At 74.3% G+C, this 13,782-nt stretch carries 2 protein-coding genes (1 of these 2 only partly in view); both read left to right on the top strand.

The window, feature by feature from the left end:
- Position 1 precedes the first annotated feature (1 nt).
- Positions 2-13,654: an SDR family NAD(P)-dependent oxidoreductase gene (locus AB0P41_RS29145; protein WP_365935029.1), complete on the top strand. Its 13,653-nt coding sequence runs from the start codon at positions 2-4 to the stop codon at positions 13,652-13,654.
- Positions 13,651-13,782, top strand: partial view of an SDR family NAD(P)-dependent oxidoreductase gene (locus AB0P41_RS29150; protein WP_365935030.1) — the 5' end (the start) only. It continues 8,397 nt past the right edge of the window; 132 of the gene's 8,529 nt are visible here — the first part of the coding sequence; the start codon lies at positions 13,651-13,653; its stop codon lies off the right edge, out of view. Before AB0P41_RS29145 ends, AB0P41_RS29150 begins: the two co-directional genes overlap by 4 nt.

Raw genomic sequence — 13,782 nt, forward strand, 5'->3', positions numbered from 1 at the left:
CATGGACAGCCGGCTGGAACGGCTCCTGCTGGATCTCAAGGCCGATCGCGTCTCCAAGGAGGACGTCAAGCGATACCTGAGGGGCCGTCAGGAACAGGCGGACTCAACCGCGGACACCCCGGACGCGGAGCAGCCGACCGACCTGCTGCGGTGCCACCCGGTCTGGCGGGCGGCCGACGGCGTCGCGACCGGGCGGACCCCGGGACACATGGTGCTCCTCGCCGGGACGCCGGACCTCGCGTCCGCGCTGCTCCGCCAGGAGGCCGGTACCGACGTGCGGCTGCTGCTGTCCGGGGCCGCCGGGCTCGCGGACCGCTACGCCGACCTCGCGGGCCAGGTGCTCACCGCACTCCGCCGGCCGGCCGGAGACCTGGACCTGCCTGCCACGCTGGTGCAGCTCGTCTGCCCCCTGAGCGGCGAGGAAGCCCTCCTGTCCGGGCTGATCGGCCTGATCAGGAGCGCCGGCCTGGAGAACCCCCGGATCGTGCCCCAGCTGGTCCTCGTCGACCCGGCCGCCGAGCCGGATGCCACCGCGCTCCGGATCCTGGCCTGCCGCGACCGCGGCAACGACCGCGCCGTGCGCTTCCGGGGCGGAGTCCGCGAGGTGCTGCACTGGGAGGAGCTGCCGAGCTCCGGGCCCACCGCCCTGCCCTGGCGGGAAGGCGGGACCTACGTCATCACCGGCGGTCTGGGCGGCCTCGGCCAGGTCTTCGCCCGGGACCTGCTGGGATCCGTACGGAACACGTCCGTCCTGCTCAGCGGTCGCTCCGCACTCGACGAGGGCCGGCGCCGCCTGCTGGAAAGCCTGAACCGCCCCGGCGCGCGGGTCGACTACGCCCGGCTCGACGTGGCCGACCCTGAGGGCGTGGAGGCCTATCTGGCCGCCGTGCGCCGTGAGCACGGTGCCGTCCACGGCATCATCCATGCGGCCGGCGTGCTCAGGGACGGCTTCGTGGTGCACAAGACCGCCGAGGAGCTGCGCGAGGTCCTCGCCCCCAAGACGGCCGGCGCCCTCAACCTGGACGCCGCCAGCAAGGACGACGCGCTCGACTTCTTCGCCCTGTTCTCCTCGACGGCGGGGGTCACGGGCAACGTCGGCCAGTCCGACTACGCCGCCGCCAACGCCTTCCTGGACGCGTTCGCGCACCACCGGGGCGAGCTGGTCGCCCGAGGGCTTCGATCGGGACGCAGCGTCTCGCTCGACTGGCCGCTGTGGGCCGAGGGCGGGATGCGGGTCGACGCGGAGACGGAGCGGGTCCTGCGGGAGCAGACGGGGATGCGCGCACTGCGCACCGAGGTCGGCGTCGGGGCCTTCCACGAGTCCCTCGGCTCCGACCACCGCCAGCTGATGGTCGTCGAGGGCGACGCCCCGCGCCTGCGGCGGACGCTGCTCCGGCAGCAGGCGACCGCCGCGGGCCCGGCGCCGGTCCCGGCAGCCGCCGCGGGCGAGGACCCGGCGGACGACGAGCTGCGCGGCAGGACCCTCCGCAGGCTCGGACAGACGCTCGGCGCCGTCATCGGCCTCCCGGCCGCGAAGATCGACCCGCAGACGGAGCTGGCGGCCTACGGCATCGACTCGATCGTCGTCACCCGGCTCAACCGCAAGCTGGCCGAGGTGTTCCCGGACCTGCCCAGCACGCTCCTGTACGAGTGCAACTCCCTGGACGCGCTGGCCCACCACCTCCTGCGGACGCGCCGACCGGAGTGCCTGGGCTGGACGGGGACGGGGAAGCCGCGGCAGGCCGCCGCCGCACCGCGTCCGACGGAGGCCGTCGCCACCCGGCGGCAGGCACCGGCCCCCGCCACCGGACGCACGGCGCCGGCCGCCCCCGGGGCACCCGAAGAGTCCGCGCCCGCCGCCGCGCCCACCGAGGACGCGATCGCCGTCATCGGCATGAGCGGACGGTTCCCGATGGCCCGCAACCTGCGGGAGTTCTGGGAGAACCTGGCCGCCGGACGGGACTGCGTAACGGAGATCCCGGAAGGCCGCTGGCCGTTGGACGGCTTCTACCACCCCCACCGCGAGGAGGCGGTTGCGGCCGGCCTCAGCTACGGCAAGTGGGGTGGATTCCTCGACGGGTTCGACGAGTTCGACCCCCTCTTCTTCGCCGTCTCCCCGCAGGAGGCGATGAACATGGACCCGCAGGAGCGCCTGTTCCTCCAGGAGGCCTGGAACGCGCTGGAGGATGCCGGCTACACCCGGCAGCGCCTGGCCGACGCGCACCACCGGAGGGTGGGCGTCTTCGCCGGCGTCTCGAAGACCGGCTTCGACCTGTACGGGCCCGAGCTACGGCGGCGCAACGAGAAGCTCCACCCCCTGACCTCGTTCGCCTCGGTGGCGAACCGGGTGTCGTACCTCCTCGACCTCACGGGACCCAGCCTGCCGGTCGACACCCTCTGCTCGTCCTCCCTGAGCGCCGTTCACGAGGCGATCCAGCACCTGCGCCGCGGCGAGTGCGACCTTGCCGTCACGGGTGGCGTCAACCTCTACCTGCATCCGTCGAACTACACCCTCATGTCCGGCAAGCGGATGCTGTCGGACGACGGCAGGTGCCGCAGTTTCGGCGCCGGCGGCAACGGGTTCGTGCCGGGGGAGGGCGTGGCCGTCGTCCTGCTCAAGCGGCTGGCGGACGCCGAGCGGGACCACGACAACATCCGCGCCGTCCTGCGGGGCAGCAGCATCAACCACGGCGGCCGGACCAACGGCTACACGGTCCCCAGCCCGGTCGCCCAGGCCGAGGTCGTGCGCGAGGCGCTCATCCGCGCGGGCGTATCCGCCGCCGAGGTGAGCTTCGTCGAAGCCCACGGCACCGGCACCGAACTCGGCGATCCGATCGAGATCGCCGGACTCACCCAGGCGTTCGCCCAGGACTCCGGTTCCGGGCAGCACTGCGCCATCGGCTCCCTGAAGAGCAACATCGGCCATCTGGAGGCCGCCGCCGGCATCGCCGGGCTGCTCAAGGTCGTCCTCCAGATGGAGCACGGGCGCCTCGCGGCAGGGCTGCACGCGGAGGAGCCCAACCCCAACATCGACTTCGCCCGGACCCCGTTCCGCCTCCAGCGGGAGACCACCGAGTGGGCGCGGCCCACGGTCGTGGGCGACGACGGCGAGACGACGGAGGGCGACCGGGTCGCCGGAGTCTCCTCCTTCGGCGCCGGCGGTTCCAACGCCCATGTCGTCGTGGCGGAGTACCGCCGGGCCGAGCCCGCCTCCACCCCCGCGCCCGAGTGCGCCCCATGGCTGATCGTCCTGTCGGCGAAGGACGGCGAGCGCCTGCGGGAGCGGGCCCGCGACCTGCTCGACTGGCTGCTCCGGCAGGAGCCGGACGCCGTCGACCTCGCGGCCGTCGCCCACACCCTCCAGTCCGGCCGCGAGGCGATGGAGGCGCGGCTCGCGCTTCCCGTCGGCTCGTACACCGAACTCACGCGCGCCCTGGCCGCGTTCGCCGTCGGCGAGGAAGACATCGCGGAGCTGCACCTCGGCAACGTCAAGGAGCACCGGGAGGCGCTCGCGGCCCTCGGCGACGACGGCGACATGGCCGCGACCGTCGACCTGTGGATCGAGAAGGGCAAGTTCAACCGGCTGCTCGGGCTCTGGGTCAAGGGCCTGAGCGTCGACTGGAGCAGGCTGCAGGGCCCCCGGCGCCCCCGGATGCTCGCGCTTCCCGGCTACCCCTTCGCCCGCGAGCGCTACTGGGTGGGCGACCTGACCGAGGGACCCGCGCCCGAGGGCACCGGCGCCGAGCGGATCCACCCGCTCGTCCACACCAACACCTCCACCCTCGAAACCCAGCGCTTCGGCTCGGTCTTCTCGGGCGAGGAGCCCTTCCTCACCGACCACGTCGTCGACGGCCGCAAGGTGCTGCCGGCCGCCGCGTACCTGGAGATGGCCCGGGCCGCGCTGGAGTCCTCGCGCGACGGGCAAACCGGCCGGACCGTGCTCCGCAACGTGGTCTGGGCCCGGCCCCTGACGGTCGCCGACTCGGCGGCACACGTGGTCACGACGCTGTACACCGCGGAGGACGGGTCGGCGCAGGACGTCGCCTTCGAGATCTCCGGCACTGCGCGGGGCGCATCCGGCGCGGACGCCGTCGTCCACAGCCAGGGGACGGTACAGGCCCTCGACGACGCCGGCGAGCAGGCGGCGGTCGACCTGGCCGCCCTACGCGCGGCGTGCGGTGCCGCGCGGCTGGACGCGGAGGAGTGCTACCGCCTCTACCGCGCCATGGGTCTCGACTACGGTCCCGCGCACCGCGGCATCGAGAGCGTGGCCACCGGCGACGGGCAGGCCCTGGCACGGCTGCGCCTGCCGTCCGGGGCGGCGGAGGCCGACGGGTACGTCCTGCACCCGAGCCTGCTGGACGCCGCCCTCCAGTCCACCGTCGGGCTGTTCGGCCAGGACGGCGGCGACACGGACGCCGCCCCCGCCACGCTCCACCTCCCCTTCGCGCTCGACGAGCTGGACGTGCTGGGGCCGTGCACCGCGCAGATGTGGGCCTGGGTGCGATACGGCGACGGCGACCGGCCCGACCTCGGCATCCGCAAGCTGGACATCGACCTCCTCGACGACGGCGGCGTGCCGCGCTGCCGCCTCCGCGGGCTCACCTCCCGGTCCTACGCCCCGAACGGGGCGGCCGAGCCGGCCGGCGGCGCCCTCCCGGCCGCCGAGGCGGGACGCCCGGCCGTCGCCGCCGCGGAAGACGGCGGCCCCGGCCCGGCGGGCACGCTGGAGGAGCGCACCCGCCGCCACCTGGCCGGCCTCCTCGCCTCCGAGCTGCGCGTGCCCGCCGAGCGCATCGACCCCGACGACGCCCTCGAGCGGTACGGCATCGACTCGATCATGGCGATGAACCTGACCAACCTGCTGGAGGGGGTCTTCGGCTCCCTGTCGAAGACGCTGTTCTACGAGTACCAGAGCATCAGCGCCCTGGCCGGTTACTTCCTCGGGGCCCATCGGCCGCGCCTGGCCGAACTGCTCGCGGCGGAGGCCGGGGAGCCGTCCGCCGCCCCGGCCCAGGCCGCCGCCACCCGCGGCCCGGCCGCAGCCGGGACCGTCCGCCGGACGGTCGCGCGGCGAGGCCGCAGGGAGCCGGCCCCCCGGGACACGGAGATCGCCGTCGTCGGACTGGCCGGGCGCTACCCCCAGGCGCGCAACGTCCGGGAGCTCTGGCGCAATCTGGCCGAGGGCCGCGACAGCGTCACCGAGATCCCCGCCGACCGCTGGGACCACAGCCCCTACTTCGACCCGGACCCGAACGCGCCGGGCAGGACGTACACCAAGTGGGGCGGCTTCCTGGACGGCGTCGACCGCTTCGACGCGCTCTTCTTCAACATCTCCCCGCGCGAGGCGGCGTTCATGGACCCGCAGGAGCGGCTGTTCCTGGAATGCGTGCACGAGACGCTGGAGGACGCCGGGTACACGCGCGGCATGCTGAGCCGCTGCGACGACCGCGGCCTGCCCGGCAACGTGGGCGTCTTCGTCGGCGTGATGTACGAGGAGTACCAGCTCTACGGCGCCCAGGAGCAGGCGCGGGGCCGCAACGTCACGCTGTCCGGCAGCGCGTCCACCATCGCCAACCGGGTGTCGTACGCCTTCGACCTGCACGGCCCGAGCATGGCCGTCGACACCATGTGCTCCTCCTCGCTCACCGCACTCCACCTGGCCTGCCAGAGCCTGCGGACCGGAGGCTGCGAACTGGCCGTGGCGGGCGGCGTGAACCTGTCGCTGCACCCCAACAAGTTCCTGATGCTCGGCAGCGGCAAGTACGCGTCGAGCAAGGGCCGGTGCGAGAGCTTCGGCGAGGGCGGTGACGGCTACGTCCCCGGCGAGGGCGTCGGCGCCGTCCTCCTCAAGCCGCTCGCCCGGGCCCGCGAGGACGGCGACATCATCCACGGAGTCATCCGCGCGACGTCGGTCAACCATGGGGGCAAGACCAACGGCTACGCCGTCCCCAACCCCCGGGCACAGCACAGCGTCATCGGCCACGCGCTCCGCGAGGCGGGAGTCGACGCGGGAACGATCGGCTACGTCGAGGCGCACGGAACCGGGACCTCCCTCGGAGACCCCATCGAGATCTCCGGGCTGACCAGCGCCTTCCGCGAGCACACCGACCGCAGGCAGTACTGCGCCATCGGCTCGGTGAAGAGCAACATCGGGCACGCCGAGAGCGCGGCCGGCATCGCGGCCCTGACGAAGGTGCTGCTGCAGATGAAGCACGGCCGGATCGCCCCCTCCCTCCACTCCGACGTGCTCAACCCCCACATCGACTTCGAGAACAGCCCCTTCTACGTGGCGCGGGAGCTCGCACCCTGGAGCCGCCTCACCGGCCCCGACGGCACCGAGATCCCCCGGACCGCCGGCGTCTCGTCCTTCGGGGCGGGGGGCTCCAACGCCCATGTCGTGGTCGAGGAGTACCGGCCGGCCGCCCGCCCCGCGGACGGCCCTCCGCCGAGCGGCGGCCCTGCCGCAGTCGTCCTCTCCGCGCGGACCGCCGCCGGCCTGCGCGCCCAGGCCGAACAGCTGCTGCGCTGGACGACCGAGGACGAGGGCGCCACGGCCGAGCTCGCGGACATCGCCCACACCCTCCAGTCGGGCCGGGAGGAGTACGAGGAGCGCCTCGGGCTCGTCGTGGCGACTCCCGCGGACCTCGCCGCCAAGCTGCGGGCGTTCCTGGACGGTGCGCCCAGGCCCGCCGACGTCCACCGGGGCCGGGCGGAGCGGCGGCAGGCCGCCCCTGCCGTCCCGGCCGTGGACGAGGACCGGACGCGGACGCTGGAGGCGGCGCTCGCCCGGCGGGCGCACGGCGATGTCGTGAGGCTCTGGACGACCGGCGCCGCGGTGGACTGGACGAAGCTCCGCGCGGAGTCCGAGCCGGCACCGTGCCGCATATCGATGCCGACCTACCCCTTCCAGGGCGAGCGCCACTGGCTGGCCGGCGCTCCGGGCGACCAGGACCGGACGGGGGCCCCGGGGCGGCTCCACCCGCTCCTGCACACGAACACCTCCACCCTCCAGGGGCAGCGGTTCACCTCGGTCTACAGCGGCGAGGAGTTCTTCCTGCGGGACCACCGGGTCGGGGGCAGCCCCGTCCTGTCCGGTGCCGCCTGTCTGGAGCTGGCGCGCGCCGCGGCGGCGGCCTCGCTCGACGGCCCCTTCCGCGTCACGCGGATCCACGACGTCGTCTGGACCCGGCCGCTCACCCTGCACGGCCCGGAGCTGACCGTCGAGGTCCGGCTGCGGCCCGAGGAGCTCGGCGAGGTGGGATTCGAGATCGTCGTCCCGGGAAACCCGGAGGCCGGGACCAACGACGTGGTGCACGGCCAGGGCGTGGTCGAGGTGACCCCGCGACCCGAGGCCGCCGACGGCGACGCCCGTATCGACCTGTCGCGCCTGCGCGACGAGTGCCGGGCCCCCGGGCCCGATGCCGACGTGCTGTACGCGACGGCCGCGGCGCGCGGCATCGACTACGGACCGGGCCACCAGGGCGTGCGGCAGTGGTGGACGGGCGTGGGACAGGTCCTGGCCCGGGTGGCGCTGCCTCAGGCGGTGCGGGACACCCTGGACGCCTACGGTCTCCACCCGACGACGGTGGACGCCGCCCTTCAGGCGTGCGCCGGACTGTCTCCCGTGACGGCCGGAAAGGAACCGCTGCTGCTGCCGTTCGCGGTGGACGAGGTCGAGATCCTCGGCCCCTGCCCGCCGGAGACGTGGGCCTGGCTGCGCGACGGGGCGGGGCGGCCGGGAGACGGATCGCGCCGCGTCGACATCGACGTCTGCGACGACGACGGGCGGGTCTGCCTGCGCCTCAAGGGCGTGGCCCTGCGCGCCCGGACGGCGGCGACGGGCCCCCGCGAGCTGTTCGCCGTACCTCACTGGGTGACCGCGGACCCGGCCGCGCCCGCCGCCGCGGCGGCGCCGGAGGGGCTGGTGCTGGTCGTGGACCTCCCCGATGTGGCCGAAGCCCTGGAAGCGCGGGACACCGCGCGCGTGGTCCGGCTGGAGTCGGGCGCCGCGGACCTCGGCCGCCGCTACACCGACCACGCGCTGAGGGTCTTCGCCGAGGTCAAAAAGCTGCTCGGCGAGCCCGCGCACCACCCCGTCAGGGTGCAGCTGGTCGCCGCCGCCACCGGCACACCGCTGTGGACGGGACTGGCCGCCGTGCTGCGGTCGGCCGGACTGGAGAACCCGAGACTGCTCGGGCAGATGGTGCTGGTGGACCCGCGGGAAGCGCCGGAGCGCGCGGCCTCCCGCGTGACGGCGGACCGCGGGGTCCTCCCGGACTCCGGGGTGCGCTATCTCGACGGCGTCCGCCAGGTCCTGAAGTGGCGTGCGGACGACACCTTCCACCGTGCGGCGGAGTCCCCCTGGAAGGACGGGGGTGTCTACCTGATCACCGGGGGCGCCGGCGGACTGGGCACGGTCTTCGCCCGGGACATCGCGGAGCGCGCCCACGGGGCCCGCATCGTGGTCGTCGGCCGCGCTCCCCACGACGCCCGGAAGGACCAGGTGCTCGAAGGGCTGCGCGAGCGCGGCGCGGAGGCGGTCTACCTCCAGGCCGACGTGGCCGTCCGGGAAGATGTCGACCGGCTCGTGCGGGAGACCCGGGCCCGGTACGGCCGGATCGACGGCATCTTGCACGCGGCCGGGCTCACCAGCGACTCCTTCGTCATCAAGAAGGACGCGGCCGAGTTCTCCCGGGTGCTGGCACCGAAGGTGGCCGGGCTGGTGCACCTGGACGAGGCCACCCGGAACGAGGACCTCGACTTCCTGGTCGCCTTCTCCTCGGTGGCCGGCGCCCTGGGCAATGTCGGGCAGGCCGACTACGCGACGGCGAACGCCTTCATGGACGCCTTCGCGGCGCACCGCAACGCGCTGGTGGCCCTGGGTGAGCGGCAGGGGAGGAGCGTGTCGGTCGCCTGGCCCCTGTGGAGCGGTGGCGGCATGGGCGTCGACGAGCCGACCGAGCGGTCGCTGCGCGAGCGCTTCGGGCTCGTGCCCCTGCCGGACAAGGACGGGGTGCGTGCTCTGTACCGGTCCCTGGCCTCGCCGTCCGACCACGTGATGGTCCTCTCCGGCGACCCCCGCCGGATCGCCACGACCCTCCTCGCCGGACTCCTCGTGGACGGTCCCGCACCCCTGCCCCTGACCTCGCCGCACCCCGCGCCCGCGCAGGGCCCCCGGGACGGCACGCAAACCCCCGACGGGGACGCGCGGACCCCGGCCGGGCCCGCCGCGGGCTCGCCCGCCGACTGCCTGGACGAGGCCGCCGAGCAGCGGGCGGTGGGCTACTTCAAGCGGCTCCTGTCCTCGGTCATCGACCTGCCCGCCGACCGGATCGACGCCGAGGCACCGCTGGAGGAGTACGGCGTCGACTCCGTCATGACCATGGAGATGACCCGCACCCTCGAAGAGGTCTTCGGCTCGCTCCCGAAGACCCTGTTCTTCGAGTACCGGACCATCACCGCCCTCACCCGCCACCTCCTCGCCACCCGTCCCCGCCAGGTCGCCGAACTCGTCCACCCGGGCGGTGGGGACCGGCGGGAGCCGGCCGCCCCTCCCGGCACCCCCGATCGGTCCGCCGCGGCGACCGGACGCACCTGGCCGGTGCCCGCCGCCGCCCCGGCCGGGCGCCCGCTCGATCCCGGCCCGCGCAAGGCCGCCGGCGACATCGCGATCATCGGACTGGCGGGCCGCTACCCCCGGGCGCGCGACGTCCGGGAGTTCTGGCAGAACCTCGCCGCCGGCGAGGACTGCGTCACCGAGATCCCGCGTGACCGCTGGGACCACGGCCGCTTCTTCGACCCCCGCGTGGGAGAGCCTGGCAAGTCCTACAGCAAGTGGGGCGGATTCCTCGACGGCGCCTACGACTTCGACCCGCAGTTCTTCAACATCTCCCCCCGCGAGGCGGAGGTCATGGACCCGCAGGAACGGCTGTTCCTCCAGTGCGTCCACGACACGCTGGAGGACGCCGGATACGTCCGGGACGTCGGCAAGGACCGCACCGGCAACCTGCTCGGCGGCCGCGTGGGCGTCTTCGCCGGAGTCATGTACCAGGAGTACCAGCTCCACGGCGGGCAGGCGGTCGACGGCGAAGCGGCTCCCGTGGTACCGGGCAGCTCCGCCTCCGTCGCCAACCGCGTCTCCCACGTGTTCAACTTCGGCGGCCCCAGCATGAGCGTCGACACGATGTGCTCGTCGTCGTTGATGGCGCTGCACCTGGCTTGCCGGAGCCTGGAGGCGGGCGACTGCGACACGGCGGTCGCCGGCGGGGTCAACCTTTCGCTGCACCCGAACAAGTACCTGCTCCTCAGCCAGGGCCGGCTCGCGTCGAGCGACGGCCGCTGCGCCAGCTTCGGTGCCGGAGGCGACGGCTACGCTCCGGGAGAGGGCGTGGGCGCGGTCCTGCTCAAACCTCTGGAGCGCGCCGTCGCCGACGGCGACCGGATCTACGGGGTCATCAAGGGGACGGCCGCCAACCACCGCGGCAGGACCAGCGGTTACTCGGTACCGGACCCCGTGGGCCAGGCCGAGGTCATCGGCGAGGCCCTGAGGCGGGCCGGCGTGAACGCGCGGGACGTCAGCTACATCGACGCCAACAGCGTCGGTACCGCTCTGGGCGATCCGGTCGAGATCGCCGGCCTGTGCAAGGCGTTCGAGCCCTACACCGACGACCGGGGCTTCTGCGCGATCGGCTCGGTGAAGAGCAACATCGGGCATGCCGAGAGCGCGTCCGGCATCGCCGGAGTCACCAAGGTCCTGCTCCAGCTCCAGCACGGCCGCCTGGCCCCGTCCTTGCACGCCTCGCCGCTCAACCCGCACATCGACTTCGAGCAGACCCCGTTCGTGGTGCAGCGCTCGGCCGCGGAGTGGCCGGCCCGGGTGCCGGACGACGGCACACGCGCGGCGCTCCCGAGGATCGCGGGCGTGTCCGCGTTCGGAGCGGGCGGTTCGAACGTGCACGTCGTGCTGGCGGAGCACCTCCCCCAGGAGTCCCCGCGGCCCGCACCGGCCGACGGCGACCCGCGGGCCGTCATACCGCTGTCGGCCCGCACGGCCGACCAGCTGAGGGCGCGGGCCGAGCAGCTGACACAGTGGCTGGGCCGCCCCGAGCACGCGGACCTCGCGCTCGGGGACATCGCCCACACCCTGCAGGTCGGCCGCGAAGCGCGGGAGGAGCGCCTCGGCATCGTCGCCTCCTCCGTACCCGACCTGGTCCGCAAGCTCGACCACTTCCTGGCGGACGGCCCGGCGGACGGCGAGACCGTCCGCGGTTCGGTCGTCGGTGCAGCCCGGACGCTGAGCCTGTTCGCCTCGGACAGCGACCTCGACGTGATGATCGCGGCGTGGGCCGAGAAGGGGAAGTACGAGAAGCTGCTCGAACTGTGGGTCAGCGGCGTCCCGGTGCGCTGGGGCTCGCTCCCGGGCACCGCGCGGGCGCGCAGGGTCGCGTTGCCGGCCTACCCCTTCGCGTCCGAGCGGTACCACGCCTTCGACGGCCCCTCCGCCGCCGAACCGGCCGCCCTCGCCGGGCCGGCCCCGCTGCACCCGCTGGCGCAGGTCAACACGTCCGACTTCACGGAGCAGCGCTTCACCTCCCTGGTGACCGGAGTGGAGCCCTTCCTGGGCGAGCGCACCACCCGCGTCGTGCCGGGCACGGCCTTCCTGGAGATGGCCCTGGCTGCCGGCTGCCTGAGCAGCCACAGCGCCGTCACCCCCTCGGCACCCGCCGTGCTGCGCGACGTCGTGTTCGCGCAGCCGCTCGATCCGGCCGGCGGACCCCGCGAGGCGCACATCGGGCTGCGCCCGCAGGACGACGGCGACATCAGGTTCAAGATCACCGGCACCCGGCCGGGCGGGGACCGCGGCCTCGAAGCCGCCGAGCACGCCTCGGGAGTCCTCTTCTTCGCGGACGGGGCCGAAGAGACCGTGCTCGACCTGGCCGCCCTGCGCATGAGCTGCCGTCAGTCCGGGCACTCCCTCGTCCGGCTGGCGCTGACGGATCCGGCGCGGGAGGTGGACGACGCCCTCGTCCTCCACCCGGGCCTGCTCGACTCCGCCGTGCGGGCGTGCACCGACCTCCTCGGCGAACCGGCCGGGCGGGAGGGCGCGCCCGCCGACGGCGCATCCGCGGTGGTGGGCGCCATCGAGGAAGTCCTCGTCCTCGACGCCTGCACACCCTCGATGTGGGCCTGGATCCGGCCCTGCGTCCAGCACGACCACCACGGGCGGGTGCCCTGCTTCGACCTCGACCTGGCCGACGAGCAGGGCCGGGTGCGCATCCGGATCGGAGGGCTCTCCCTCGGTCCGGTGGCGCACGGCCACGACGGGCCCGCGGCCCTCGGAGCCGGTCCCGCCGAGGAGCTCCCCGCCCCGGCCGCCGCCGGGGACACGGCGGACAGCGCCGGGGGGAAAACCCTGCTGAGGCGGCAATGGCGACACCGGCCCGCCCCCGCCCGATCGTCGGGCCCGCCCGCCGCACGTCCGACCGTGCTGCTCGCGGGACTCCCGGAGCTGGAGCCCCTCCTGCGCGGCGACGACGCCGACGTCTTCCTCCTGAGCGGAGCGGGCGAAGACCCGTACGGCCGCTACACCGACTGCGCCCGGCAGGTCCTGGCGCACCTGCGCTCCCTGGTGCGCGGAGCCACCGGCCCGCACCACGTGCAGCTGGTGGTCCCCGGCACGCCGGACGCGGCGCTGCTCCCCGCGCTCGAAGCGGTCCTGCGGACGGCCGGTCCGGAGAACCCGGCCGTCACCGGCCAGGTCGTCGTACTGGACCGGACGGACACCCCCGAGCGTGCCGCGGCGCGCGTCAGGGAGAACCGGGGATGCCCCGAGGAGCCGCTGGTGCGGTACTCCGACGGCCGCCGCGAGGTGCCGGTCTGGGCCGAGGACGAGGCCCGCTCCGGTGCCGACGGGCTGCCGTGGAAGGAGGACGGGGTCTATCTCGTCGCGGGCGGTGTGGACGGACCCGCCCACGCGGTCGCGCGGGAAATCGCCGCACAGACGGGTAACGCGACCGTGGTCCTCGCCGGAAGCTCTGCTCCTGCCCCCGCCGCGTCGCCGACGCAGCCGGGGCAGGCGGACCGGGGAACGGTGCTCTTCGAGCGGGCCGACCTCTGCGACCCCTCCGAGGCGAGCGCGCTGGTCGCGCGGATCCTGGAGCGCCAGGGGGGCATCGACGGGGTCATCCATGTCGCCGGGACGGCCGGCGGTGCGCTCATCGCCGACACCCCGGACCACGCGTTCCTGGACGCCCTGGCCGCGGAGACCGCAGGCGCGGTGAACCTGGACGCCGCGACCGCGGCGGTCCCGCTGGACTTCTTCGTGACGCTCGCCGCCCCGCCCGGGGCGGACGGCGCCGCCGGCCGGGGCGCCGGCGCCGCGGCGAACGCCTTCCTGGCCGCCTACCCGCCGTACCGGCAGGGCCTCGTCGTCGCCGGCCTGCGCTCCGGGCACAGCCAGTCCGTCCTGCGGCCGTCGCACGAAGACGGTCTGCCGGAGGAGCCGGCCTTCGACGACCTCCACCGGGTCCTGCGTTCCGAGTACGGCGAGGTGAGGGTCGCGGCCCGGCCCGCCGACGGCACCCGGAGCGGTGCCTCCGGCTCGACGCAGTGGCAGTACACCGCCCTCTCCACCGATGGGACCGACGCGTGACGGACTACGACAGCGACCTGCTCGAGGACCTCGAGGAGAAGGCGAGCGGGTACCTCGCACGCCTTCTCTCCGAGGTCACCAAGCTCCCCCTCGCCAGCGTCGACGCCGGGTCGGCCTTCGAGGGCTTC

It is taken from the genome of Streptomyces sp. NPDC079167 (genome assembly GCF_040686735.1).
Classification (GTDB): domain Bacteria; phylum Actinomycetota; class Actinomycetes; order Streptomycetales; family Streptomycetaceae; genus Streptomyces.

What these genes read in the sequence shown, in the direction of transcription:
- AB0P41_RS29145 (WP_365935029.1), top strand. Translation starts at nt 2, where the DNA reads ATGGACAGCCGGCTGGAACGGCTCCTGCTGGATCTCAAGGCCGATCGC.